Below are 24,568 nucleotides of genomic sequence, written 5' to 3'. Positions count from 1 at the left end.
TTCTCTCAATACCAGTGTGTCGAAGCGGCTTTATCCTTTAGCGCTGTCGCACAGCGACTACAAATAGGAGGTAGCCCCTTGCCTTTGATGAACAGCCAGTATGAGGCAATCTTACGAACCTATGCAGCCCGGCAGGCCAAAGGGCGCAGGGAACTGGACGAACGCCTCTTAAGGATACAAAAGCAGATTCCGTCCCTTGCCCCCCTGGAAGCCTCCCTGGCCTCTCTCCAGGCAGAAAAAGTGCGCTCTGCCATAGAAGGCAGCCAGGAGGAAAGATCCCGGCTCGAAAAGGAGATCGATCTGCTCCGAAGCAAAAGAAAACAGCTTCTGGAAAAGGAAGGGTATACCCTCCTGGATCTGGAGCCGTCCTTCGTCTGCCCCGATTGCCGGGATACCGGCTTTATCGGCACAGAAAAGTGCCACTGCTTTCTGCAGGCAGAGATTGATCTCATATACAATCAGTCCCATCTCAAAGAGATCCTCAAGGAAGAGAACTTTCACAGCTTTTCCTATGCCTGGTATGAGGGAGAAGATCAGGATATTATGAAGCGGCATGTGATGGATGCCTGGCTATTTATTGAAGCCTTTGATACCAGCTTTCAAAACCTGCTTTTGCTGGGAGAGGTCGGTACCGGAAAAACCTTTCTGTCCAACTGCATTGCAAAGGAATTGATGGATACGGGCCACTCCGTTGTCTATCTGACAGCCTTTCAGCTCTTTGAACTTCTCTCAAAGGCTGTTTTCGGAGATCCGCGGGGACAAGCTTACGAACAGCAGGCCTACCCCTATATTTTCGACTGTGATCTGCTAATCATTGACGATCTGGGAACGGAGCTTTCCAACTCCTTTACCATATCCCAGTTTTTCCTGTGCATCAATGAACGGATTCTCAGAAGAAAATCTACGCTGATTTCTTCCAATCTGGATATGGAGGCCCTCAAGAATACTTATTCTGAGCGCACCCTGTCCCGTATCATCAGCAGCTATACCATTCGACAGCTTCCGGGATCCGATATCCGGATCCGGAAAAAACTACAATCCAGCGCCTAATGCTGGGAAACGGAGGATTTTATGTTGTTACAGCGCAGTCAACGTGTATTGGAAACCATTCCCGTTGGTTCTCTCGGCCTGATTCCCTTAAAAAGCTGCCAGCAGCTGGGACAGCAGGTCAACGATTACCTGGTAAAATGGCGCCACTCCAGCGAACTGGAGCACAAATCCAATATCGCCTTTACCGGCTATGAACGGGATTCCTATCTCATTGAAGCCAAAACCCCCCGCTTTGGCTCCGGTGAGGCCAAAGGCTCCCTCTCCGACTCGGTACGGGGAAATGACCTCTACCTCATGGTAGACGTGTGCAACTACAGCCTGACCTACAACCTTTACGGCTATACCAACCACATGTCTCCGGACGATCACTTCCAGGATTTGAAGCGCGTGATCGCAGCCATCGGCGGAAAAGCCCGGCGCATCACAGTCATCATGCCCTATCTTTACGAAAGCCGCCAGCACAAGAGAACCGCCCGGGAATCCTTGGACTGCGCCCTGGCCCTCCAGGAACTGACCGAAATGGGCGTTGAGAACATCCTCACCTTCGAAGCCCACGACCCCCGGGTACAGAACGCCATCCCCCTTTACGGCTTCGAAACCATCCCTTCCGCCTACCAGATGGTAAAGGGACTTCTAGGCAGCGTCAGCGATCTCAAGCTGGACAGCGGCCACATGCTGGTCATCAGCCCCGACGAAGGCGGAATGTCCAGAGCCGTATATCTGGCCAACGTTCTCGGCCTGGACATGGGCATGTTCTACAAGAGAAGAGATTACACAAAGCTCGTAAACGGCCGCAACCCCATCATCTCCCACGAATTTCTGGGAGACAACATAGAAGGAAAGGACATGATCGTAGTAGACGACATGATCTCCTCCGGAGACAGCATCCTGGAGGTTGCCAGCGAGCTCAAAAAACGCGGAGCCCGGCGCATCTTCGTCTTCTCCACCTTCGGCCTCTTCACCAACGGCCTGGAGCAATTCGACGACGCCTACGAAAAAGGGATCATCACCCGGGTTCTCACCACCAACCTGGTCTACCAGACCCCCGAGCTCCTAAAACGCCCCTACTACATCAACTGCGACATGAGCAAATACATCGCCCTCCTCATAGACACCCTAAACCACGACGTATCCATCAGCGATCTCCTAGACCCCTACGATCGCATCCAGGCCCTAATGCAAAAATACCACCACCGCCAACCCATCCTAGACGAATAAACGGGTCTTTGGGCAAGCCCAAAGACCCAAAGACCAAAACCCCAAAACACAAAACACAAACACCCAAAAACCCAAAAAACCTTACCCCTACACACTACACACTACACACCACACACCGCACCCCCAAAAACCAGGGCCGCCGGAAAATAAGACAGCAGCCATTTCCAATATCCAGTGTCCGGCTGTTTGCGTACAGTCTGTCTGATATGGACGGATATTGCTTCAGCAATGTCCGTACAGAGCAGACAGACTGTACACAAACCGTCCGAACACAGGATATGGAAATAGCTGCTGTCTTATTTTCCGGCGGCCCGTCCGCCCCACATCACACCTTAAACCGATACCCAACCCCCCAAATAGTCTCAATATACTGAGGCTTCGTAGAATTAAACTCAATCTTTTCCCGAATCTTCTTAATATGCACCGTCACCGTAGCAATATCCCCCACCGAATCCATATCCCAGATCTTCCTAAACAGCTCCTCCTTCGTAAACACATGATTGGGATTCTCCGCCAGAAAGCTCAAAAGATCAAATTCCCGGGAAGTAAAATTCTTTTCCTCCCCATGAACCCACACCCGCCGGGCCGTTTTATCAATCTTAATGCCGCGGATGTCAATCACCTTATTCTCCTTCACATTGCTGCTGACCAGCCGCTCATACCGTGTCAGATGAGCCTTTACCCGGGCCACCAGCTCGCTTGGACTAAAAGGCTTCGTCATATAATCATCCGCCCCAAGCCCCAGGCCGCGGATCTTATCAATATCATCCTTCTTTGCAGAAACCATAATAATGGGCGTATTCTTTGTCTCACGCAGCCTGCGGCAGATCTCAAAGCCGTCTACCCCCGGCAGCATCAGATCCAGAATCACCAGCTGAAAGTTTTCCTCCAGCGCCCGTTCCAGCCCTTTCGTTCCTTCTCCCTCAATCTCAACCTCAAAGCCGCTCAGCTCCAGATAATCCTTCTCCAGATCCGCAATGGATTCTTCATCCTCTATAATCAAAATTCTACTCATGTTACCGGAACCTCCTGATACTTTCTAAGCACAAAATACATAACCGTCCCTGTCTGCTCCTTACTGGCAGCCCATACCTGACCCCCGTGATCTTCTATGATCTTCTTTACAATTGACAGCCCGATGCCGCTTCCGCCCTTGGAAGAGTTCCGGGAGACGTCAGCCCGGTAAAACCGGTCAAAAATCTGGGGCAGATCCTTCGACGCAATCCCTTTGCCGTTGTCCTCAATCTCTACCTGGACAAAGTCCCCTACATCCTTTACCCTGATATGAATTCTTCCCCTGGGCTTATCAATATACTTCACGGAATTGCCTACAATATTATTGATCACACGCTTAATCTGCTCCGCATCGGCAATCACCTGGATATCCCCTTCCACATAATTCGAGTAGGTCAGCTCGATATCCTGCTCCTCCATCTCTATGGAAAGCTCTTCGATGCAATCGGCAAAATATGCATTCACATTGATCTTTTCAAAGGTATAAGGAATACGGTTGGTGTCAATCTTAGAATAAAAGCTCAGCTCATTGATGAGCCTGTCCATATCGTTCGCTTTATTATAGATGGTACGGATATACTTTTCCTGCTTCTCCGGCGTGTCGGCTACTCCGTCCATGAGGCCTTCCACATAGCCCTTCACCGCTGCAATCGGCGTCTTCAGATCATGGGAAATATTGCTGATCAGCTCTTTATTCTGACGCTCAGACTCCACCTTCTCCTCCGCAGACTCTTTTAACCGCCTGCGCATCTCTTCAAAGTCCGTGCAGAGCTCGCCAATCTCGTCATCTCCTCCTGCCGGCATCTCAAAGTCCAGGTTCCCCTCCGTGATCTTTTTCGTTGCCACTTGCAGATGATGAATAGGCGTCACAATGCTCTTATAAATCCAGGCCGTCAAAACCACGCTGGTAAACACCAGAATCATCACCATCGTCAGAATCATATCCAGAAGGAGAGACTCTACCTCCACGCCGTACAATTCCTTTACGGCGCTGATCTGATGTCTTCCAAACCCGAAAAAAGCAGTTCCCGTAAATAAAACCGGAACCAGTATTAAAATCAAAAATGTGATTATCAATTTTGAACGAAGCTTCATAATAATGTTATTATAGCACGAAAAGACGGGACTTCTAGAAAAAGTATTATAAAAAATATAAATTTTTTCTAAATTTTGGACGCTTACTCTTCATGGACAAGAGACGCTTACCCTTTGTTCACAGAAGATACCCTCAGTGGACAAGGGGACACACGCCCCTTATCCACTGAGGGTACAGTAAAACCAAAGAGACTGACGGGAGCTTTCACCCATATGCTCCCAACAGCCTCTTAAACCAAACCATCCTATTCAATCCTATGTAAATCCTACAGATCCAGCTTCATATCCCCATAGCGTATCAGACCCTTCTTGCGCATAAGCTCCGAAACGCCCAGCGTCAGAATCGCCGGAAGAATAAAATGCATCACCAGAATCTTAATCAAGGTCACTGCCGGGCCGTCCACAGGCGCCATCACCTGCCACGTCATAATCTGCCCAACCAGGCCGCAGGTTCCCATGCCGGAACCGGAGGCATTGCTCTGCATATTCATGGCCATCGTCCCCACCGGCCCCAGAATGGCGCTGGATACAATGGCCGGAAGCCAGATAACCGGTCTGCGGATAATGTTCGGCACCTGGAGCATGGAAGTTCCAAGTCCCTGGGCCAGCAGGCCGCCCGCTTTATTCTCGCGATAGCTTGCCACCGCAAAGCCGACCATATTGCAGCAGCATCCGATGGTTGCCGCCCCCGCTGCAATTCCCGACAGATTCAGAATGATTCCCAAGGCTGCAGAGCTGATGGGCAGCGTCAGTATCATCCCCATAAGAACAGATACAATGATTCCCATTAAGAAAGGCTGCTGTATAGTCCCCCAGTTAATCACTGCGCCCAGCGCCCCCATAAAGCTGCTGATAGGCGGCCCAAGAATCAGCCCCACCGCAGAGCCGGACAGAATCACGGTAAGGGGCGTTACCAGGATATCCACCTTTGTTTTCCCGGATACCAGGTGTCCCAGTTCGATTCCCACCAGAGCCGCAATAAAAGCCCCCAGAGGCTCTCCAGGCCCCATTAAGACAATGGCTCCTTCCACCAGCACCTTTCCGGCCAGAATATTGGACGCAAAAGCCCCCATCATGCCGGCCGTTGCCGCAGAAAGCACCACCAGGGGGCTCTCCTTAAACTTGCAGGCCGTGCCTACGCCGATGCCTGCCCCCGTCACGGCCGCCGCCATCTTTCCAAAGAAATAAACGGTATCCCCCGCGCCGCCGCCTATGAGAAGTCCGATCTGCTGAATGATTGTCCCCGTCAGCAAGGTGGCAAATAAGCCCAGGGCCATACCGCTTAAACCGTCAATAAAAATGTGATTGCATACCTTTTTCAATTTTTCCATAGCTGCTCCTCTTTTTCATGTCTCACAGTTGTAAAGTCAACTGTCTTGTCAGTCAAGAGACAGCTTATCACACCTTCTGCTGAAAGTCAACCCGCCAGAAGAAAGCCCTTTTCTTCCAAGACTCTCTCAATCCGTTCCATGGAAGCCGCATCCTTTGCCACTATGGTGTGATAATGAACATCCTCCGTCAGTTCTTTCAAAGGCTTTGCCCGGTTTTCTCTCATTTTCTGATAAAATTCTTCCGCATCCTGGCGGCTGGCAATGATGAGATCCACCGCTATCTGCCCGTACAGCTCATGCTCCACCACCACGTCCAGGATCTTTCCGCCCAGATCCACAATCCCGTAGAACTCCTCCAGCACCTGCTCCGTTGTGTGGCGGACGCACAGGGTCTTCCTGCACTCCCCAGACTCCCGGCCTGGCTCAAACAGCAGATATCCTTTATTGGTAGAAAGAATATTTTTATTCACAGCCCGTAAAAGGGCCACGTCCTGCACAATCACCTGGCGGCTCACCTTCAGCCTCCTGGCCAGCTCCGTTCCCGAAACCGGGCTCCTGCTCCCGGCCAGCAGCCGGATGATTTCCTCTCTTCTTCGTTCTCCGTCCAATGGCTTTTCCATCTTTCACTGCCCTTCCATACTCAATTCTCATTCCGCCTCATATCACGGGCTCTTTCCGGCGTCATCATGGCCGTTCCCGTTCCTTGATACACCACTTCAAAACCACCTTTGTCAAAGTACTTTGACAGCTCCCAATCCGGAAAATCGTCCGCCCAGTGTATGATATAGATGATATTGGGGTACTTTTCCGGATGCAGCGCATAGTAATCATATAGCTGAGTGCTCCCCTCGTGAACCTGCCAGGTGGAATAGCTGCCGCAGCCTGCTTCTGCATAAAGATAAATCCAGGGAGCCACCCCGACTACAAGAAGACGATCCTGGGAAGTCATGTGAAGGCTGTCTAGCTCTGCAAGCACCTCCTCGTACCACTGGGCTGTTTCCGGCGAAGTGTAAACGCCTTTTAAGGGGCCCCGTTCCATTCTCTGTGTAAGCAGCGGCATGGCATCCTCTCCGCAGATATAGCTCATCCGCAAATGGAAGCTCCCCAAAAACTGAAGAAAAACCACCGCGCACACTGCTGCACTGCCAGCCCCCCGCAAAATCCTCTGCTTCTTTCCTTCCAGGCTCCATATTTCTTTCAGCCACTGCGCCGCAAACACCAGCCCGACACAGGAGCAAAGGCTGTAAGCCGCACTGATATTCACAATTCCGGTATTGCTGGCAAAGTGAACAATCATGGTAAAAGCCATTGCCGGAAGATACCAGCCGTAAAACAAACGCCTGTCCTTATGCTTCGTAACAAAATACGCTTCCAGACACCAGAAAGCCAGCGGGAGCATCTGATAATTAATGGGAATATGTTCCGCTGCAAATCCATAATAAAGCAGGCTTGGAAATACAAACACCGAAGCCAGAGCCATATAAAGCACGCCATGCTCAAAACGCTTCCGATCCAGCAGCGTAGCCAGGTAAACTGCGCCAAGCCCGCAGAACATAAAGCGGTAGCTTTTAAAACACAGCTCAAAATAGCGTTTTGTTTTATACCAGAACCCTTTGCTTTGATGCTCCTGATCTGCCAGAATACAGGGAATATTATCCAGCACCTCAGTTATCGTCCCTCTCTGAAACACAAATATCAGAAAAAATACGAGAATAATCCCGGCCCCCAAAGTCATCCATAAAAAATTGCGAAACGAAAGGGCGCCTTCTGTTTGCTGCTTTTTTTTGCGGTTTAAAAGGGTTATTACAAGACAAATAAGGCCATAGGCAATATACAAAAGAAGCGCAAATGGATTCGCCAGAACAAGCGCAGCCATAATCATTCCGCAAAGCAGATACTCTGGTATGGAATGCTCCATCTTAGCAGAAAGCACGGCCAGCAGTATGGTCAGCGCACCAAACTCAATGCAGTTGTAGGACATGCCGTAAAGGCCAAAGGGCACAAAGAGCAAAAACAGCAAAGCCGGCCCGTAAGAAACCATTCCTCTTCTCTGAAAGCGCAGGTATAAAAGCAGGGTTATGATGCCTTCAAATGCCAGATACAAAAAGCGGCTTGCCATAACAATTCCTTCTGTTGAGCCTAAAGCCGCGCGAATCAGACTGTAAATGGGATGCAGCAGAAAGCCGCTGAGCTGCTGGGCCGGATGCCAGTCATCAACAAGAAGCTTCCCTCCCCGGTATAGAAGCTCCGATGTCCCGATATAATACATCTCATCCGCCGTATTAAATCCATAGAAGCTGCGTCTAATCAAAAGAATCTCTATCAAAAGAAACAGACTAATAAAAATCAGATGCTGCACGTTTTTTTGCTCTGCCGTTTTCCTGCCTGCCGTCATCTTTTCCTCTTCCTCATCTATCAGAAATCACAAAAGAGGGTGCCGCAAAAACTGTTCTACAGCGGCACCCATTTTATCTTTACGCTTCTTTCTCACGAAGCGCCCGATCGATCTGTGCTTTCAAGCTCTCTGCCTGTTCCGTAATCCGGGTCAGTTCATCCTGTATCAGATGCAGCTCACGCCTCCTGGCTTCCTTCGACTCCTGGAGCTTCTTTTCGTAAAGCGCTTTCTGTTCCTCCCGAACCTGCTTTTTTAACTGCTCGGACCGTTCCTTTTCCTGCTTCCTCATCTGTTCCTTCAAACGGTTGACATTCTCCTTGTAAAACTGCTCCAGCGGATGAACCTTCATAATCGTTCCCTCTCTCCTGCTTCCTGTCTTTCTTATGCTTTTCCGTCACAGCCGCACATCTTCATGCGGAGCTTCACGATCTCCTTCACATGCTCCATAGCCGTCTTGCCGTACTTCTTCGGATCAAAGGCGTCCGGATTGGCCGCCAGGAATTCCTTTACGCCGTCCGTATAGGCGATCCGCAGCTCTGTGGCAAAGTTCACCTTACAGATTCCGCGCTTGATGCTCTCCTTTACCGCTTCCTCGGAAAGTCCGCTGGCTCCGTGAAGCACCAGAGGGATGGAGACTACCTTGCGGATCTCGGCCAGGCGGTCAAGATCCAGCTTGGGCTCTCCCTTATAGACGCCGTGAGCCGTTCCGATAGCCACAGCCAGGGAGCCGATTCCTGTACGCTCTGCAAACTCCTTTGCCTCCATAGGATCTGTGTAGCCGCCGCTGCCGCCGTCCAGATCATCCTCTTTGCCGCCTACCTTGCCAAGCTCTGCCTCTACGGGGATATGAGAGGGACGGCAGGCGTCCGCTACGGCCTTTGTAACTGCGATATTCTCCTCAAATACGCTGTGGGAGCCGTCGATCATAATGGAGCTGTAGCCGGTTCTTAAGGCCTGCATCGCCAGGTCAAAGCTGTCGCCGTGATCCAGATGCATACAAACGGGAATGCTTGCTTTTTCTGCCGCAGTTTTTACATTAGCCAGATACATATCCAGACCCGCATATTTTACCGTGGAAGGGGTGGTCTGAAGCATCAACGGTGCCTTCAGCTCTTCCGCAGCAGCGATTACTGCCATTACCATCTCCATATTCTCCACATTGAATGCTCCTACCGCATAACCGCCCTTCTGTGCGTCCAGAAGCATCTTTTCTGATGTTACAAATGCCATATTCTTATCCTCCTGGTATTCTTATACTATCCTGTATTTCCCGGATTTTCCTGTTTTCATCCTACTATAGCTGTGCCGGTTTGTCAACTGCACAGCGCAGCAAAAACGGCATGGGAACCCCCTTGCCGTCTTTGTCCTCCTGCCTTCTTAAGTGTTTGCTTCTATCATTTCCCGGACTGTTTCCGGTGAAATCTTTCCCTCCATGGGGCCGAAAGCTGCCGCATTCAGCGCTCCAGCTGCCGCTCCCATCTGTGCAGCTTCCTCTAAGCTCTTTCCTTCTGCCAGTCCGCAGATAAAGGCCGCGTCATAGCTGTCCCCGGCTCCTGTGGCATCCTCCTGTTTTACTTTGTAAATGTTCATCTCTACCTGAAGTCCGTCTTTTGTATAAACCCTGGAACCTTTGGAACCGTTTTTAAGCACCAGAAGCTCAAGCTCCGGATTTTCAAATGCCTTCTCAACTGCTTTCTCCAGTTCTTCCTCTCCAGACAGCATCTTAAGTTCCGAAACTCCCGGCATCAGAATAGCGGATTTCTTAAATACATCCTGCAGAATCTTTAACACAGCCGGATCTCTCATCATCTCCAGCCGCACATTGGGATCAAAACTGATCTTAGCTCCCTGTGCCTTCATCATATCCACAGTCTTTACAATCTCATGGGCAAAATCCACATTGGACATGAGGGCGCAGCCCATGATATGCATATACTTCACGTCCTCCAGCCCCTCCAAGGTCTCGGGCGCCTTTGCCATTACACAGGGGGAGTTATCCATATAGAACAGGAATTTCCGCTCTCCGTCAGCAAAATAAGTCACAAACGCCACACCGGTATTGCCTTTGTCACTGACCAGGACACGGCTCACATCCACACCGTCCTTTTTCAGCCTGCACATAATATTCTCGCCAAAATCATCCGCCCCCACGCCGCTGATAATTGCCGCAGAATGTCCAAGCCTTGCCGCTGTACTGATAAAGATTCCGGGCGCTCCGCTGGGGAACGGCCCTCTGAAATGATCCGTGTCGTAAAGGGGAACATCCTCGCGGGGACGCATAATCTCCACCAGGAGCTCTCCCATTGTCAATATTTCCGCCATATACTTCCTCCTTCAAAAATTCATCTCACTGATTTTCCTGCTTAACCCGGCTGTATGCCCGGGAAGCATTCTGGACTTTGAACATTCCCCCATCTATCCCGATAATCTCCCCTGTAATGTATCCGGCCTCCTCCGATGCCAGAAAACTCACAAGAGCAGCCACATCCTCAGGACTTCCAAATCTCTGCAGACACAAATCTTTAACCTGCTCGTCTCCCCGTTCGGAAATCATCTCATGGGTCATATCTGTATGAATAATTCCGGGCGCATACGCATTTACCGTGATCCCCCAGGGTCCCAGTTCCCCCGCCCCGATTCTGGTCAGCATGTTCACTGCTGCCTTGCTGGCACCGTAGCCTGTGAGTCCGCAGTCTGCGAAATGACCTGATATCGAAGACGCATTCACAATTCTGCCTCCTCCAAGCTCTTTCATATAAGGAATCACGGATTTCATCATAAAAAACTGACTCTTAAAGTTCACATTCAGAATATGGTCCAGGTACTCTTCACTCATATCCTCAATATAACAAAAATCAAAGATCCCTGCATTATTCACTAGCACATCAATCCGTCCCCAGAGCTCCCATACCTGTCCTGCAATCTTTTGGGCCGTATCCTGCTTCGACACATCTGCCCGGCAGACGAAGCTTTCCCTGCTCATCTTCTGCAATTCATGCTCCAGTTTCCGTGCACTCTCATCATCAGATCGATATACCGCACAGACCCGGTAACCTTTCTCTGCCAGTTCCAGGCTGATCGCCCGGCCCATTCCACGGGTTCCTCCTGTCACTATCGCCGTTCTTTTTTCCATATGCAGTGCCTCTATCCTATAGTAAATCCGCCGTCAAGCACAATATTCGCTCCGTTGATGAGGCTCGCCGCATCGCTGGCCAAAAATACCGCACAGGCCGCAACTTCCTCGGGATAACCGAATCTCCGGGCCGGAATCGCTTTCTTGAAGGCTTCGCCCGCTTCGTTATTCCAGTTCATCTCTCCCAGAGCAGTCATCACGATTGTGGGCGAGATGGCATTGACATTAATGTTATACTGGGCCCACTCCAGAGCACACTGTTTAACCAGCTGGATAATTGCTGCCTTTGTACATCCGTATGCCACATGACGGTCCAGGGCCACCACTCCCCCCTGGGAAGCAATGCAGACAATCTTTCCGCCGCCGGCTTTGAGCATTTCTCTGCCAACCTCTCTGGTCATCTTAAAGCTGCCTGTAAGGTTAATATCAAGAGTTTTCTGCCAGACCTCATCTCTTACTTCTTCTATTTTCTCCAGGATGCCTATGCCCGCACAGTTCACCAGAATATCAATCTTTACGAATTCCTTAATACTTGTCTTTACCGCATTCTTAATATCTTCATCCCTGGTAATATCCGCAGTAATCTGCAAAAATTTCCGTCCGCACTTCTCTACAGCTTCCCTGGTCTCCGGCGCTTCATGCAGATCAAAGCAGATAATATCTGCTCCCTTTTTCGCATACATAACAGCAATCGCCTGTCCGATTCCGGCCGCCGCTCCGGTGATTAGAGCTGTTCTGCCCTCCAGGCCGAAATTAATGTCAAACTCTCTGTACTTGTTACTCATTCTGCAGTTCCTCCTTCCATGCTTACATGGCACATTCCTCAAAATCCCATTCTTTTCCGGGAAAAAATACAGCGTCGGCACCCAGGGCGTAATGCACCTGTATGCCGACGCCAATGTCGTTACATTTCAATCAGTATTTTCAGACTGGTGTCCTTGTTCTGTTCAATATATTTATATGCCTCCGGATACTCGTCAAAAGAAAATACCTTGGAAATCAGCGGTTCCATCTTAATCTTTCCAGATGCAATGTAGTCAATGGTATCCTGGAAATCCTTCTCCACATACATCAACGATCCGCAGATACGCAGCTCCCTGTCCTGTACCCAGGAGAGGTTCACTTCCGGATTTTTGCCGAATACGCCTACAACTACAATATCGTTTCCTTTCTTTGAGCACTCGATTGCCTGGTTGACCGTCGCTCCAATACCTACGCACTCGAAGAAAATGTCAGGGCCTTCCGCGCCGAACGCCTCCAAAACGGCTTCCTTCATGGTTATCTTACCGGTATTTGCCGTATGGGGAATCCCACATTTTCTGGCAGTCTCCAGACGGTTCTCGGAAAGATCTGTAATCAGAACGCTCTTTGCGCCGTCCGCCATAGCGGCCTGGGCAGTCACGTTACCTATGGTGCCTGCGCCCATAACCACGACATTTTTTCCCTCTACGCTTCCACATCTTCTCACCGCATGGACGCCTACCGCCCCCGGCTCTACCGTAGCGGCCAGCTCGGCGGACATTCCTTCCGGTATCTTCTTAATCAAGGCAGCCGGAACATTAAAGTACTCACAGGCCGCTCCCGGAGTCTGACATCCGATTACATTCAAGGTATTGCAGATATTATATCTTCCCGCTTTGCAGGGCTCACACTCTCTACAGAACTCCTGGGGCATCATAGTTACCAGCTCGCCCTTGCTGATTCCTTTTACATCGGCTCCTGTTTCCACAACTTCTCCCGACATCTCATGTCCCAGCCGGATAGGAAAGGACATAAAAGGATGCTGTCCGTAGTATGCATGGATATCAGAACCGCAGATTCCGATATTCTTCACCTTTACCAGAACCTCGTCCGCTTTGATGACCGGCTTTTCAATCTCGCTGAATTCAATGGTTTCCGCTTTTGTCAAAACCGCCTGCTTCATATACTTTCTTCCTCCATTCGCAGAACTTTTAACACTACTCTGTCAGCATTCCGTTCTCTGTATATCTGGTAATAAACTCGCCTACATTGTCCGGAGTGATTAAAGTTACCGGAATCTGAATCTTCTCATAGCCGTCAGTATTCTCGCCGGTGAGAACCTCATGTACAATACGGGCAGCCTCAGTTGCCATTACCTGTGCATCCTGCAGGGCAGTAGCATTCAGCTCGCCTGCCTCAATCGCTACAGCGGCATCAGCCAGACCGTCTACACCGTAAAACTGAATCTGATCCAGCTTTCCGGCATCCTTTGCAGCCTCAATCGCTCCGATTGCCATTGCATCATTCATAGACAGAACAGCGTCGATGTCGTCATGTACCTGCATCCAGCTTTCCATGAACTCCATACCCTTGGATTTCTCCCAGTCGCCAATCTGCTCTTCCAGAACCGTGATATTGCTTCCGTTTAACAAAATGTCGTCATATGCCCGGCGCCGCTCAATGGAGTCTGTATTTCCCGACGGTCCAAGAAGCACTACTACATTTGCGTCAGCATCCAGATGCTCCTTTGCAAACTCTGCAACTACAGTACCCAGGTCATAGGGATTCGCAATTACGCTGGAAGCTTTCTCAACGCCCAGGTCGTCCAGGTTAATGTTCATAAAGGGAGTGCCCTCTTCAATGTACTGCGCTACATAATCATCCTCTGCAGCCGGCTCCAGCGGAAGCAGGATTACATAATCGTAGCCCTGGGCCACGCAGGTCTCCATATTGCTCAGCTGAGTCTCCAGCACATTTTTGCTGTCCATGATGGTCAGCTCCATGTCATCATATGCCGCAAAAGCCGTGGTCAGCTCTTCTGCCAGCCATGATGCAAAGGTTGCGGACATGTCTGTCGGAAGGAATGCCACCTTATACGCACCTTCCTTTGCCTCCGGAGCAGGTGCTTCCGCTTCGGCTTCTCCTGCCTCTGCCGGAGCCTCTGTCTCTGCAGGCTGCTGTTCTTCCTTGGAACCGCACCCTGCCAGCAATGCCGCTGTCATTACTGCCGCCATTAATACGCTCAACAATCTCTTTTTCATTTCTTTTCCTCCTTGCTTTTTCTATTTAGTCTTCTTTGCATCAGAAGGTGATGCCATAATCTTAATGCTGGTTCTGCCCTGTTTGGACAGGCTGTCTACCAGCACGGCTCCGATGATGATGAATCCCTTGGTAATCATCTGTACATAAGAATCCACACCCATCAGGTTCATAATGTTGTTCAGTACTCCGATAATCACGGAACCCAGGAGGGTGCCGAAGGCCGTACCTGCCCCACCTGCAAAGCTGGTGCCGCCGATAACCGTGGCTGTGATAGCGTCTGTCTCATAACCCTGGCCTTCGCTCGGGATTCCGGCATTGAGCCTTCCCATCATAACCATACCCGCAATTGCCGCAAACACTCCAGAGATAATGAAGGCACTCCACTTCACCTTTACCACCTGAATACCGGCTGCAATCGCTGCCTCCTTGTTGCCTCCGATGGCATAAAGGTAACGGCCGAATTTTGTATACTTCAGAACAACATGAGTAATAGCAAACATCACCACCATGAAAACTACGGTAATAGGAATAACTCCCGCCATGTAACTCTGTCCCAGCACCTTGAAATCACCAATCTTATAGACATTCTGTCCGCCCGTGTAACGGCAGATGATTCCGAAGCATACTGTCTGCATGGCCAGAGTTACGATGAAGGCAGGAAGCTTAAAATAAGCTACAAACAATCCGTTGATGGCTCCTACCATTGCTCCGATCAGAACGCCCGCCATAAAGGCCAGGAAAAGGTTCTGGGTAGCCACAAATATGATACAGGCAAAGGTTCCCGCCATACCGGCCAGATATCCGATTGACAGATCAATGTCTCCTGTAATGATAATCATTCCCTGTGCAAAGGAACAGATTGTAACAATACTCACCTGCTTCAGAATGTTCATCAGATTGGTTCCTGACAGGAAACTGCTGTTTAACAGGCTGCAGACAATCATCATACCAAACAGAATTAATATCAGGGAATACTTTTTCATATCCACTTTTCCAGATTTCATTTTGTTCCTCCTAGTCTAAGTTGCCGCGCGGCAGCACTAAAGGGTAAAGTCGCTTCGACACATACTATTCCGCCACGTTTTTTACCGCCATCTGCATAATCGTTTCCTGATGGAACTCCTCACGCTCCAGACATCCTGACACATACCCCTGGCTCATAACATAAATCCTGTCGCACATTCCCAGAAGCTCGGGCATTTCAGAAGAAATCATCAGAATCGCATATCCCTTTTTCACAAGATCTGTAATAATATTGTAAATCTCCAGCTTGGCACCTACATCAATTCCTCTTGTAGGTTCATCCAGAATCAGAAGCCTGCTTTCCAGCATCAGCCACCGGGCCAGCAATACCTTCTGCTGATTGCCCCCGCTTAAGGACCCAATGGGCGTCTCAATGCCCGCAAAGCGGACTTTAAGCATCTCTGACATCCTCTCTGCATCTTCGATCTCCTGTTTAAGATTCATAAAAATGCCCTTCTGGATGTGATGGCTGGTCAGTGTAATATTTTCCCGGCAGCTCCGTACTCCGATGATTCCTTCCTTTTTCCGGTCTTCCGTAATCATCAGAATCTTATTCTTAATGGCATGAGTGACATCCTTAGGTACATAGCGCTCTCCGCAGAGAGTAATCTCTCCCGATTCCAGCGGATCCAGTCCGAAAACAGCCCTGCATACCTCGCTCCTGCCAGCCCCTACCAGACCTGCCATTCCTACGATCTCTCCCCTTCTGACCTCCAGGGACACGTTTTTGAACATCCCTTCGGTGGAAAGATTCTTTGCTTCAAATATGACTTCCCCGATGGGTACATTTTCCTTCGGATAAATATTTTCGATGGAACGGCCCACCATGTGGGTAATGATAGAATCCTCTGTAAACTCATCTACTCTTCCGGAAATGATACTCTTTCCATCTCTGATAATCGTAATGTCATCCGCAATACGGAAAATCTCTTCCATCTTGTGACTGATATAGAGAAAACTGATACCTTGCTCCTTCAGCCGCTTAATCGTCTCAAACAGGAACTCGACTTCCTTATTGGAGATCGAGGACGTGGGCTCATCCATGATGATTACCTGCGCCTTAAAGGCCACTGCCTTGATAATCTCCAGCATCTGGACACTGGCAATCGGAAGGTTCTTAATCTTTTCTGACGGATCATAGTGAAGCCCGTTCTCCTCCAAAATCTTCCTGGCATTTTCCATCATCTGCCCCCAGGACACTAGACCAGCCTTTCCAGGCTGTCTTCTCATAAACATATTCTCGGCCACGGTCAGTTCCGGAAAAAAGTTCAGTTCCTGGTAAATCATGGCAATCCCGGCCGCCCCGGATTCCTCCGGCCCTGAAAAATGAACTTCCTTTCCATCCAGCAGAATTCTGCCCTCATCCCTTTTATAAAGACCATTGATGATCTTCATCAATGTGGACTTGCCCGCTCCGTTCTCTCCCATCACTGCATGAACCGTTCCCGGCCTCAATGCAATATTTACATTGTCAAGCGCTTTTACACCGGGAAAAGACTTGGAGACACCCTGTATCTCCAGCTTATATGTTTCTCCCATCTCTGCTCCTTTCCTTAACAATGATTCTCAGCCCTCACAGCATTTTTTCAGATATGCCAGAGAGTCCGTGATGTATCTGGTCATCTGCGCCTCATCTGCTTTGTTGCTTAAGTCTCTCCAGACACGGATGTCTCTGCCTACATCTCCTCCCGAAAGCAGGAAAGGTTCCATGACAACAGCTTTTTGATAATTGATATCTCTTAAGGCCTTTCCAATCTCCGGCCAGTTAATGCTGTTATTCATGCCGGGAAGCTTCCGGTTGCATTCTCCCACATGTACATGCCCCAGCAGATCGCCTGCCCTGCGAAGTGCGTCGTACATATTATCCTCTTCAATGTTCATATGGTAGGTATCCAGAAGAATTTTTATACCCTTGCTGTCTGTCCGTTTTACATATTCAATAGCTTCTGCGCAATCTGTCAGTATGTAGGTCTCGTTCCTATTCAGAACCTCAAGAGCACATTCAATCCCCGATTCTGCCGCCATATCCCCAAGCTCCTTTATACAGGGAATACTTCTCTCCCAGGCTGCTTCCTTATCGTTATCAGAAATGGAGAAATCCACCGGCCAGTAAGAATAAATCGCGCCTACCAGGCTTTCGGAACCCAGAAGCTCCATCTTATGCAGAATATCCTTAAAGTATAAAATACCGTTTTTTCTCACTGCCTCGTCCGCAGAGGACAGGTCGTACTGCTTGGCCGGGCCGCTGTTGGTCGTAAATGCAATCCCTCTTTTGCTCCCCTCTGCCTTCAACTTTGCAATCTCTGCCTCTGTCATGTGATACAGATGATCCGCTCCGATTTCCAGAATATCAAATCCGATGTCTGCGACCCGGTTCACCATCTCAATATAATCGCATTTCCATTCTGTTCCCCAGAAAGAATATCCTGTTCCAAACTTCATGATATTTACCTCCATTTTGTGCTCGAGCTCTTTTATTGTTCCATTATACCCTCCCACCTACAAATTGACAATATGTATTTTTTTACAATTTATTTAACACATTTTTGTTTAATATTACCAATTTTTTTATTTTACCCAAAACAAGAGTGAGCTCGAGCACATTCTTGCAAAAAAATTTTTGCATTAATTTTTTCTAATTTGGTTCTCATACAATTATTCCAAATTTTTCTGTTTTTACTTTTTTATACTGGACAGTCGACATGTTTTTTGATACTCTTTATTGTGTATAGAATTGTAAAAAACAGAACAATCGAGGCAGAACATGAGCGTTACCATCAAGCAGATCGCAGAGTTAGCTAACGTATCCCGGGGCACTGTGGATAAAGTATTGAACAGACGTCCCGGCGTAAAGGAAGAAACCAGGAAAAAGGTTCTGCTGATCGCAAAAGAATTAAATTATCACCCCAATTTTCTGGGAAAAGCCCTGGTACAAAGCAAGACACCAACTAAAATCGGCATCGTACTCACACCGGAATACAATCCCTATATCCAGGCCACTCTAAAAGGAATCAGACAGGCAGAGGAAGAATTCTCTCCCTTTTCCCTTATTGTTGATGTGAAAATGATGACTACCCTGGAACCAGCCGAGCTGGTCACTCTTCTGAACGATATGAGTGCAAACGGTTATGCGGGAATCGCCCTCCTGCCTATTGATGATTCCCAGGTAAAGAGCAAGCTTAACCAGTTATCCGACCAGGGAATCATTATCATTACATTCAATTCGAAAATTGAAGGGATTCACGAGCTTTGCTTTCTTGGACAGGATCATGTCAAGGGCGGAGAGACCGCTGCTGGACTAATGGGACGCCTGCTGCCGGACGGCGGCGATGTGGGAATCATCATCAGCTCCAATAATCTTTCCTGCCATCAGTGTCGTCTGAAGGGTTTCCAGAAAAAGCTTTCTTCCCGATACCCCAATCTGAACATTGTAGAGATCCAGGAAAACCAGGATCGAAAGGAAGCCGCATTTAAAGCTGCTCTGGAATATTGTAACAGATATCCGAATCTAAAGGGCATCTATATCACAGGAGGCGGAATCAAGGGTGTGGGAAATGCATTGGAATTTACAGGGAAATCACAGGATTTGAAGATTGTATGCCATGATCTGGTTCCCGATACCATTGTTCTCCTGCAGAACGGAACTGTAGATTTCGCCATCGGACAAAGCGCTTCACAACAGGGTTATCAGCTGGTAAAGCTTTTGTTTGACTATATTGTCAAGCGTCAGAAACCCGAATCCAGTTATATCAAGGTGCCAATCACCATCGCTACAGAGGATAATATTGATACGATTGAAGATTAGTCCCTCGCAGAGAAGGACTTCCTTTAAAAGACAACAGGTTTTGCGGACTGTAACCGCAAAACCTGTTGTCTTTTGCTTTATTCGGATCTTATATTCTTATTGATGCCTGCTCCCGGCAGGCTTTCATCCGGCCTGATTACCGGATAGTCTTATAAAGAGGCCCGTAAGCCTGGCAGGCTCTGTAATCCTGTCCCTCTTTGTCCATTCCGAATGCATTCCATGCTGCCGGACGGAAGATCTTCTCCTCCGGTACGTTGTGCATGCAAACCGGAATTCTGAGCATGGAACAGAAGGTGATCAGATCCGCGCCGATATGACCGTAGCTGATTGCGCCATGGTTAGCGCCCCAGTTGTTCATCACATCGTAAGCAGTCTTGAATGCGCCCTCTCCGGTACATCTGGGAGCGAACCAGGTGCAGGGCCATGTATAGTCGGTTCTCTTCCAGAGCTTATCGGTTACTTCATCGGGAAGCTGCACTGTCCAGCCCTCTGCAATCTGCAGAACCGGGCCCAGGCCCTTCACCAGATTCAGACGAATCATCGTAACCGGCATCTCGGCATTGGTTACAAAGCGTGAGGAGTATCCGCCGCCCCGGAAGTATCCGTTATCTGCCGGATTCCAGGTGGTCGCTTTCAGAATCGCCTCTTGGTCTGCCTCTGTTACATTCCACCATTCCTTCATGCAGGCTGCGCCGCTCTCATCCTTTGCCTCGCCGCAGGCATCCAGACAAGCCGCGCCGGAGTTGATCAGATGGATAAATCCGTCTGCATCCTTTGCCTTTCCTTCAATCGTATAGCCGGTTGCCTTCTGAACCGCATCGCCGCTCCAGTAAGTGCGCACATCGGCAAAAATCTGGGCACGGTTGGTCAGAAGCTTCATAAACAGCATTCCAAGACCGTTCAGCGTATCATTCTCGGTTGCCAGAACGTAGGGCTCTCTTGCTCCGTTCCAGTCAAAGGAGGTATTGAGCATTGCCTCCGGGAAATCACAGTTGGGATAGAAGTCTGTCCACTGTCTCTGTCCCTGGAAGCCTGCCGCGATAGCATTGTGTCCGATAGCTTCCTCGGAGAACTTGGGATCCAGCTTGTCGCTTCCGCTCATGAGATCCTTGATAATAACCATCATCTTTACCACGAACTCCCAGTCGGCATCCTTCTGCTCTCTGGTCTTCTGAATCTCCTCCGGATTCTTGTCAAAGCCCTCGATGCACTTCTCCTTCGTCCACTTCAGAGCCTTCTGGAACTCTTCCTCATCATAGATGCCCTCGGTCATCCGGCGGATAATCTCTACCTCGTCCACAGACTCTACTCTCATGCCCAGATACTCCTCAATAAAGGCCGGGTCAATGATGGAACCGCCGATTCCCATGCAGATAGAACCAATCTGCAGATAGGACTTGCCTCTCATGGATGCGGCTGCAACTGCAGCGCGGCCGAAGCGGAGCAGCTTCTCCTGTACGTCTGCCGGAATGCTGGTGTCGTCTGCTTCCTGCACATCATGTCCATAGATGCCGAACGCCGGCAGCCCTTTTTGTGCATGGGTAGCCAGTACAGATGCCAGATATACGGCGCCCGGACGCTCTGTTCCGTTGAATCCCCACACGCCCTTGATGGTCATGGGATCCATATCCATAGTCTCGGAACCATAGCACCAGCAGGGAGTTACAGTCAAAGTAATGTCAACGCCTTCCTTCTTAAACTGTGCAGCACATCTTGCGGACTCTCCTGCACGGCCGATGGTGGTCTCGGAAATCACAACCTTAACCGGCTCGCCGTTGGAATAGCGAAGGTTCTCCTCAAACAGCTTTGCTGCGGACTTTGCCATATTCATAGTCTGCTCCTCAAGAGAACCTCTTACGTCCAGAACACCTCTTCTGCCGTCAATGGTCGGCCGGATGCCAATTACAGGATAATCACCTACTAATCTGCTTTTTGCCACTTTACATACCCTCCATACTTCTATTTAATAAAATTTTGAAAACCAGAGCTTCGCCCGCTCCACTCTCAAGTGTCTCTATTATATAATATTTTTCAGAAAATTGCACGTAAATTTCAATTCATATCTGGACATTTTTTGTACTAATTGATATACTTTCTCTAAGAATATAGAAATCTTTTGTAACAATCCTTTATAAATTCTGACGAGGGAACAGGGGTATGAAAGCTTTTCACGAAGTACGCAGCTATGATTCAGATTTTATGGTATGGCACTCCAACTATGAAAATATCGGTTTTCTTGCTCACTGGCACAAGGAAATCGAACTGATTTATGTGCGCTCCGGTTCCTGCCGCTTAAGCATCACAGATGTGAATTTCACGGCTCACGCCGGAGATCTGGCCGTCTGCGAAAGCGGACAGATTCACTACAGTGATTCCCACCATATGGACAATTCTCTGGATTTTATTATATTTGACACTTCGATACTGGGCTCTCTTTTTGAGAACCCTCATTTTGTACACCCCTTAGTGACAAAGGAGGAACTGGCGCGCTATGGCCTTTCCGATCGTCTGACCGGGCTGATCAATACTGTTTCCTCTGAGCTTGAGGAAAAAAAGTCCTATTACCAGGAGGTCGTTATCTCCTCTCTGCAGACCTTCTGGTTCCTGTTAAAAAGGTTTCATCCAAGAACAGAGTCAAGCTCCGTACCCGACAACCGCAGAACCCGGATGCTTGCGGATTTTCAGAATCTTCTCTCCTACATAGATGACCATTATGCAGACAATATTTCTCTGGAGTATGCAGCCGCAGGCATGAATTTCAGTACGGGATATTTTTCTAAAATCTTCAAAAAGCTTATGGGAATTAATTTCGTCACCTATCTGAATCTGGTGCGTGTGGAACATGCAGTTTATGAGCTGCGCAATACAGAACAGAAGTTTACGGAGATTGCGCTTAACTGCGGATTTAATAATATCCGGACCTTTAACCGGGTTTTTAAAGAAATCACCGGCTGCACGCCCTCGGAATTTCTCCTGCTGCCCGATCCGGACACCTATAAGCGCACCTACTACAACCGGCGCTCAGAGGAACAGGAATTTGTAAAACATGATTCTCTGACGCTTATCAAGAATTTTGACTAAAACCAAAAGACAGAACAGAGCGCAAAAATAAAACCGAAAAATTTAGAGTACTTCATCCGCAGCCGGTATACAGGGCAGTTCACGGCCGCAATGCAGCGTACTCAATAACATATAAGGAGGTTTTTCATGCCCGATAAACCCACACTCTACCGCAAACGTCTGATTCCCAACGAGTGCATCCGCCTGGACCAGGACGAAGTCCTGCTGCGCAGAGACAATCTGCTGGTCACACGCTGGCACACTATCCGCCCCAAGAAAGATCTGGATCATGGCGTTTCCTGCTTTCTTCTGGATAAAGGATGGAAGATCAGCCGTTTTCTTACCAGAGAGGATGAGTTAATCTGCTGGTACTGCGATATCATCGACTGGACCCTTGACCCGGACACCGACACCTACATATTCACCGATCTCCTGGCCGACGTACTCCTCTATCCCTCCGGCAGCATCCGCGTCGTAGATTTAGACGAAATCGCCGACGCCCTGGAGCAAAAGCTCCTCACGCAGGCACAAGTATGCCTCTGTATGCGCCGCCTGAACGCCCTCTTACAGGAAATCTACGCGGGCACACTGCTTCCGTCTTTAGAAGCGTACTGGAAAGCCGGGAATGGGGCTGCTGTAAAGTAAACAGCAGCCCCATACATTATTTTTGCAGCGGGATATTACTTTCATCAAACTTCCAGCTGAATCTTCCGCCCCGTAGCACGATACGCTATAAGCTCCACTCCGGCCGCCCGAAACATCCGCTTAGAAGCAAGCACAGCCGCCGTACCGGCGTACTTGTCGCTTCCGTAAACCACCGTCTTAATCCCTGCCTGAATAATCGCCTTCGCACACTCATTGCAGGGAAACAGCGTCACATAAATCTTAGCCCCCTCCAGGCTTCCCCCCCGGTAATTCAAAATCGCATTCAGCTCACCGTGGGTCACAAAAGGATATTTCGTCTCATTCTCCTCCCCGGTTCTCTCCCAGGGAAATACGTCGTCATCGCAGCCATTGGGAAAGCCATTGTATCCCATGGACAAAATCTTGTTGTTTTCACTGACAATACAGGCTCCCACCTGTGTGCTGGGATCCTTGGAGCGCATACCGGACAGAGCTGCAACTCCCATAAAGTACTCGTCCCAGCTGATATAATCGTTCCTCTTTCCTCCCATATCCACGTCTCCTATCTTCCGCATCATACACAGCCGTGTATCTCAAACCCTTTCTATGCTGATGCCCGGCTCTAAAACGTCTCTATTTCGTTCCAAAGATACGATCCCCGGCATCTCCCAGTCCCGGAACAATATATCCCTGCTCATTCAAATGATCATCCAGCGCACCCACATAAATATCCACATCCGGGTGTGCCTCCTGCATACGCTTAACCCCTTCCGGAGCCGCAATAATGCACATAAAGCGGATATTCTTCACACCACGGTCTTTCAGCATCTGAATGGCCGCAACGGAAGAGCCCCCTGTAGCCAGCATCGGATCCACCACAAACACATCACGTTCGCTGCAGTCCGCCGGAACCTTGCAGTAATACTCTACCGGCTCCAAAGTCTCCTCATTCCGATACAGGCCGATGTGCCCTACCTTCGCCGAGGGAATCATGGCAAGCATTCCTTCCACCATTCCAAGCCCAGCCCTTAAAATGGGAATCACGGCCATCTTCTTACCTGCCAGCCCTTTTACCGTCGTCTTACAGATAGGCGTCTCAATCTCCACATCCATAAGCTTCAGATCCTTGGTGGCCTCATAGGTAATCAGGCTTGCTATCTCGCTGATCATGGCCCGGAAATCTCTGGAGCCTGTTTCAGCCCGGCGGATCACACCGATCTTATGCTGAATCAACGGGTGCGTCATTACTACTACCTTTGACATCTTCTTTTGTCCTCCTTGCTCTTATTCCTCGTCAATTGCCTTAACCCGGTTCATGTGTCTCTCTGCATTGGAAAATTCTGTATTTAAGAAGGTATCCACAATCTTTACCGCCAGTCCGGGGCCTACAACCCGGCCGCCCATAGCAAGGATATTGGCATCGTTATGCTGTCTTGTAGCCTCTGCGCTGAAGCAGTCGCTGCAGAGCGCCGCGCGGATTCCCTTAAAGCGGTTGGCCGTAATCGAAATTCCGATTCCCGTTCCGCAGATCAAAATGCCCTTTTCGCACTCCTTGGACAGGATTGCCTTTGCCACTTTCTTTGCGTAGATGGGATAATCTACTGCATCCGTGCTGCCGCATCCAAAGTTCTTATATTCCAGCCCCTTCTCATCCAGGTAGGCGATGACCTCCTGCATCAATTCATATCCACCGTGATCACATCCAAGCGCTATCATTGTTGTGCTACCTCCATACTGTTTATTTTCTAAATTATATCATTTTTTTATGGAATAGCAAATGCTTTCTTTTAACCTTTGCAAGGAACCTGGATCCTGGA

The 24,568-nt window shown here is 49.1% G+C and carries 24 protein-coding genes; 5 read left to right on the top strand and 19 right to left on the bottom strand.

Annotated features, from left to right (window positions below; genetic code table 11):
* Positions 1 to 87: 87 nt before the first annotated feature.
* Together VV089_RS20495 and VV089_RS20490 are read left to right on the top strand one after the other, a co-directional pair.
* On the top strand, positions 88 to 1,050 hold the full coding sequence (locus tag VV089_RS20495) for an ATP-binding protein (RefSeq protein WP_334337604.1): 963 nt from the start codon (positions 88 to 90) through the stop codon (positions 1,048 to 1,050).
* Positions 1,051 to 1,074: 24 nt separating this feature from the next.
* On the top strand, positions 1,075 to 2,268 hold the full coding sequence (locus VV089_RS20490) for a ribose-phosphate pyrophosphokinase (protein WP_334337603.1): 1,194 nt from the start codon (positions 1,075 to 1,077) through the stop codon (positions 2,266 to 2,268).
* A gap of 325 nt (positions 2,269 to 2,593) precedes the next feature.
* On the opposite strand, the gene VV089_RS20485 is transcribed toward VV089_RS20490, so the two are convergent.
* From VV089_RS20485 to VV089_RS20415, 15 genes are all read right to left on the bottom strand, one after another.
* Positions 2,594 to 3,283 carry a response regulator transcription factor gene (locus VV089_RS20485; RefSeq protein ID WP_172543136.1) on the bottom strand — a complete coding sequence of 230 codons (690 nt, stop codon included), beginning with the start codon at positions 3,281 to 3,283 and terminating at the stop codon, positions 2,594 to 2,596.
* Positions 3,280 to 4,377 (bottom strand): HAMP domain-containing sensor histidine kinase, encoded by a 1,098-nt coding sequence (locus tag VV089_RS20480; RefSeq protein WP_334337197.1) that lies wholly within the window; start codon positions 4,375 to 4,377, stop codon positions 3,280 to 3,282. The genes VV089_RS20485 and VV089_RS20480 overlap by 4 nt, the downstream gene beginning before the upstream one ends.
* A gap of 266 nt (positions 4,378 to 4,643) precedes the next feature.
* Positions 4,644 to 5,708: a PTS transporter subunit IIC gene (locus VV089_RS20475; protein WP_334337196.1), complete on the bottom strand. Its 1,065-nt coding sequence runs from the start codon at positions 5,706 to 5,708 to the stop codon at positions 4,644 to 4,646.
* 86 nt (positions 5,709 to 5,794) lie between these two features.
* On the bottom strand, positions 5,795 to 6,328 hold the full coding sequence (locus tag VV089_RS20470; RefSeq protein WP_172543133.1) for a transcription repressor NadR: 534 nt from the start codon (positions 6,326 to 6,328) through the stop codon (positions 5,795 to 5,797).
* A gap of 20 nt (positions 6,329 to 6,348) precedes the next feature.
* The gene (locus tag VV089_RS20465; protein ID WP_334337195.1) at positions 6,349 to 8,103 is read right to left on the bottom strand and encodes a hypothetical protein; all 1,755 of its coding nucleotides are present in this window, start codon (positions 8,101 to 8,103) and stop codon (positions 6,349 to 6,351) included.
* 79 nt (positions 8,104 to 8,182) lie between these two features.
* Complete coding sequence (locus VV089_RS20460) at positions 8,183 to 8,452, bottom strand: hypothetical protein (RefSeq protein WP_172543131.1); 270 nt, start codon at positions 8,450 to 8,452, stop codon at positions 8,183 to 8,185.
* 32 nt (positions 8,453 to 8,484) lie between these two features.
* Positions 8,485 to 9,333, bottom strand: a complete 849-nt coding sequence (gene gatY / locus VV089_RS20455) for a tagatose-bisphosphate aldolase subunit GatY (protein ID WP_172543130.1) — start codon at positions 9,331 to 9,333, stop codon at positions 8,485 to 8,487.
* A 147-nt stretch (positions 9,334 to 9,480) separates the two neighbouring features.
* Entirely contained in the window at positions 9,481 to 10,425 is a 945-nt protein-coding gene (locus tag VV089_RS20450; RefSeq protein WP_334337194.1) for a sugar kinase, read from the bottom strand.
* 25 nt (positions 10,426 to 10,450) lie between these two features.
* The gene (locus VV089_RS20445) at positions 10,451 to 11,236 is read right to left on the bottom strand and encodes an SDR family NAD(P)-dependent oxidoreductase (protein ID WP_334337193.1); all 786 of its coding nucleotides are present in this window, start codon (positions 11,234 to 11,236) and stop codon (positions 10,451 to 10,453) included.
* Between the two features lie 11 nt (positions 11,237 to 11,247).
* Positions 11,248 to 12,021: a GolD/DthD family dehydrogenase gene (locus VV089_RS20440; RefSeq protein ID WP_334337192.1), complete on the bottom strand. Its 774-nt coding sequence runs from the start codon at positions 12,019 to 12,021 to the stop codon at positions 11,248 to 11,250.
* 119 nt (positions 12,022 to 12,140) lie between these two features.
* Positions 12,141 to 13,160 (bottom strand): zinc-dependent alcohol dehydrogenase, encoded by a 1,020-nt coding sequence (locus VV089_RS20435; RefSeq protein ID WP_334337191.1) that lies wholly within the window; start codon positions 13,158 to 13,160, stop codon positions 12,141 to 12,143.
* Between the two features lie 34 nt (positions 13,161 to 13,194).
* On the bottom strand, positions 13,195 to 14,238 hold the full coding sequence (locus VV089_RS20430) for a sugar ABC transporter substrate-binding protein (protein ID WP_334337190.1): 1,044 nt from the start codon (positions 14,236 to 14,238) through the stop codon (positions 13,195 to 13,197).
* A 21-nt stretch (positions 14,239 to 14,259) separates the two neighbouring features.
* Positions 14,260 to 15,243, bottom strand: coding sequence for an ABC transporter permease (locus VV089_RS20425; RefSeq protein WP_334337189.1), 984 nt, complete (start codon positions 15,241 to 15,243; stop codon positions 14,260 to 14,262).
* A gap of 64 nt (positions 15,244 to 15,307) precedes the next feature.
* Positions 15,308 to 16,801 (bottom strand): sugar ABC transporter ATP-binding protein, encoded by a 1,494-nt coding sequence (locus tag VV089_RS20420; RefSeq protein ID WP_334337188.1) that lies wholly within the window; start codon positions 16,799 to 16,801, stop codon positions 15,308 to 15,310.
* Positions 16,802 to 16,828: 27 nt separating this feature from the next.
* Positions 16,829 to 17,704, bottom strand: a complete 876-nt coding sequence (locus VV089_RS20415; protein WP_334337187.1) for a D-psicose 3-epimerase — start codon at positions 17,702 to 17,704, stop codon at positions 16,829 to 16,831.
* Between the two features lie 322 nt (positions 17,705 to 18,026).
* On the opposite strand from VV089_RS20415, the gene VV089_RS20410 reads away from it, so the two are divergent.
* Entirely contained in the window at positions 18,027 to 19,067 is a 1,041-nt protein-coding gene (locus tag VV089_RS20410) for a LacI family DNA-binding transcriptional regulator (RefSeq protein ID WP_334337186.1), read from the top strand.
* A 136-nt stretch (positions 19,068 to 19,203) separates the two neighbouring features.
* Here VV089_RS20410 and VV089_RS20405 read toward each other — a convergent pair whose 3' ends face one another.
* Positions 19,204 to 21,006, bottom strand: coding sequence for an L-fucose isomerase (locus VV089_RS20405; protein WP_334337185.1), 1,803 nt, complete (start codon positions 21,004 to 21,006; stop codon positions 19,204 to 19,206).
* 218 nt (positions 21,007 to 21,224) lie between these two features.
* Between VV089_RS20405 and VV089_RS20400 the strand changes: the two genes are divergently transcribed.
* Both VV089_RS20400 and VV089_RS20395 read left to right on the top strand, forming a co-directional pair.
* Positions 21,225 to 22,148: an AraC family transcriptional regulator gene (locus VV089_RS20400; protein WP_172543122.1), complete on the top strand. Its 924-nt coding sequence runs from the start codon at positions 21,225 to 21,227 to the stop codon at positions 22,146 to 22,148.
* A gap of 126 nt (positions 22,149 to 22,274) precedes the next feature.
* Positions 22,275 to 22,772, top strand: a complete 498-nt coding sequence (locus VV089_RS20395) for a DUF402 domain-containing protein (protein WP_334337184.1) — start codon at positions 22,275 to 22,277, stop codon at positions 22,770 to 22,772.
* 44 nt (positions 22,773 to 22,816) lie between these two features.
* On the opposite strand, the gene VV089_RS20390 is transcribed toward VV089_RS20395, so the two are convergent.
* The 3 genes from VV089_RS20390 to rpiB form a co-directional block, all read right to left on the bottom strand.
* Positions 22,817 to 23,302, bottom strand: coding sequence for a deoxycytidylate deaminase (locus VV089_RS20390; RefSeq protein WP_172543120.1), 486 nt, complete (start codon positions 23,300 to 23,302; stop codon positions 22,817 to 22,819).
* 82 nt (positions 23,303 to 23,384) lie between these two features.
* Positions 23,385 to 24,014 (bottom strand): uracil phosphoribosyltransferase, encoded by a 630-nt coding sequence (gene upp, locus VV089_RS20385; RefSeq protein ID WP_172543119.1) that lies wholly within the window; start codon positions 24,012 to 24,014, stop codon positions 23,385 to 23,387.
* Between the two features lie 21 nt (positions 24,015 to 24,035).
* Entirely contained in the window at positions 24,036 to 24,467 is a 432-nt protein-coding gene (rpiB, locus tag VV089_RS20380; RefSeq protein ID WP_172543118.1) for a ribose 5-phosphate isomerase B, read from the bottom strand.
* Between the last annotated feature and the right edge of the window lie 101 nt (positions 24,468 to 24,568).

It is taken from the genome of Candidatus Merdisoma sp. JLR.KK011 (assembly GCF_036941125.1).
Classification (GTDB): Bacteria; Bacillota; Clostridia; order Lachnospirales; family Lachnospiraceae; genus Laedolimicola.
Note: the sequence above shows the minus strand (reverse complement) of the source record. Positions and strands in the feature narration are given on the sequence as shown.

Excerpts from the sequence above, each read along its gene's own strand:
- VV089_RS20495 (WP_334337604.1), top strand. The coding sequence starts at position 88 with ATGAACAGCCAGTATGAGGCAATCTTACGAACCTATGCAGCCCGGCAG.
- VV089_RS20485 (WP_172543136.1), bottom strand. The coding sequence starts at position 3,283 with ATGAGTAGAATTTTGATTATAGAGGATGAAGAATCCATTGCGGATCTG.
- VV089_RS20480 (WP_334337197.1), bottom strand. The coding sequence starts at position 4,377 with ATGAAGCTTCGTTCAAAATTGATAATCACATTTTTGATTTTAATACTG.
- VV089_RS20475 (WP_334337196.1), bottom strand. The coding sequence starts at position 5,708 with ATGGAAAAATTGAAAAAGGTATGCAATCACATTTTTATTGACGGTTTA.
- VV089_RS20470 (WP_172543133.1), bottom strand. The coding sequence starts at position 6,328 with ATGGAAAAGCCATTGGACGGAGAACGAAGAAGAGAGGAAATCATCCGG.
- VV089_RS20465 (WP_334337195.1), bottom strand. The coding sequence starts at position 8,103 with ATGACGGCAGGCAGGAAAACGGCAGAGCAAAAAAACGTGCAGCATCTG.
- VV089_RS20460 (WP_172543131.1), bottom strand. The coding sequence starts at position 8,452 with ATGAAGGTTCATCCGCTGGAGCAGTTTTACAAGGAGAATGTCAACCGT.
- gatY (WP_172543130.1), bottom strand. The coding sequence starts at position 9,333 with ATGGCATTTGTAACATCAGAAAAGATGCTTCTGGACGCACAGAAGGGC.
- VV089_RS20450 (WP_334337194.1), bottom strand. The coding sequence starts at position 10,425 with ATGGCGGAAATATTGACAATGGGAGAGCTCCTGGTGGAGATTATGCGT.
- VV089_RS20445 (WP_334337193.1), bottom strand. The coding sequence starts at position 11,236 with ATGGAAAAAAGAACGGCGATAGTGACAGGAGGAACCCGTGGAATGGGC.
- VV089_RS20440 (WP_334337192.1), bottom strand. The coding sequence starts at position 12,021 with ATGAGTAACAAGTACAGAGAGTTTGACATTAATTTCGGCCTGGAGGGC.
- VV089_RS20435 (WP_334337191.1), bottom strand. The coding sequence starts at position 13,160 with ATGAAGCAGGCGGTTTTGACAAAAGCGGAAACCATTGAATTCAGCGAG.
- VV089_RS20430 (WP_334337190.1), bottom strand. The coding sequence starts at position 14,238 with ATGAAAAAGAGATTGTTGAGCGTATTAATGGCGGCAGTAATGACAGCG.
- VV089_RS20425 (WP_334337189.1), bottom strand. The coding sequence starts at position 15,243 with ATGAAATCTGGAAAAGTGGATATGAAAAAGTATTCCCTGATATTAATT.
- VV089_RS20420 (WP_334337188.1), bottom strand. The coding sequence starts at position 16,801 with ATGGGAGAAACATATAAGCTGGAGATACAGGGTGTCTCCAAGTCTTTT.
- VV089_RS20415 (WP_334337187.1), bottom strand. The coding sequence starts at position 17,704 with ATGAAGTTTGGAACAGGATATTCTTTCTGGGGAACAGAATGGAAATGC.
- VV089_RS20410 (WP_334337186.1), top strand. The coding sequence starts at position 18,027 with ATGAGCGTTACCATCAAGCAGATCGCAGAGTTAGCTAACGTATCCCGG.
- VV089_RS20400 (WP_172543122.1), top strand. The coding sequence starts at position 21,225 with ATGAAAGCTTTTCACGAAGTACGCAGCTATGATTCAGATTTTATGGTA.
- VV089_RS20395 (WP_334337184.1), top strand. The coding sequence starts at position 22,275 with ATGCCCGATAAACCCACACTCTACCGCAAACGTCTGATTCCCAACGAG.
- VV089_RS20390 (WP_172543120.1), bottom strand. The coding sequence starts at position 23,302 with ATGGGAGGAAAGAGGAACGATTATATCAGCTGGGACGAGTACTTTATG.
- upp (WP_172543119.1), bottom strand. The coding sequence starts at position 24,014 with ATGTCAAAGGTAGTAGTAATGACGCACCCGTTGATTCAGCATAAGATC.
- rpiB (WP_172543118.1), bottom strand. The coding sequence starts at position 24,467 with ATGATAGCGCTTGGATGTGATCACGGTGGATATGAATTGATGCAGGAG.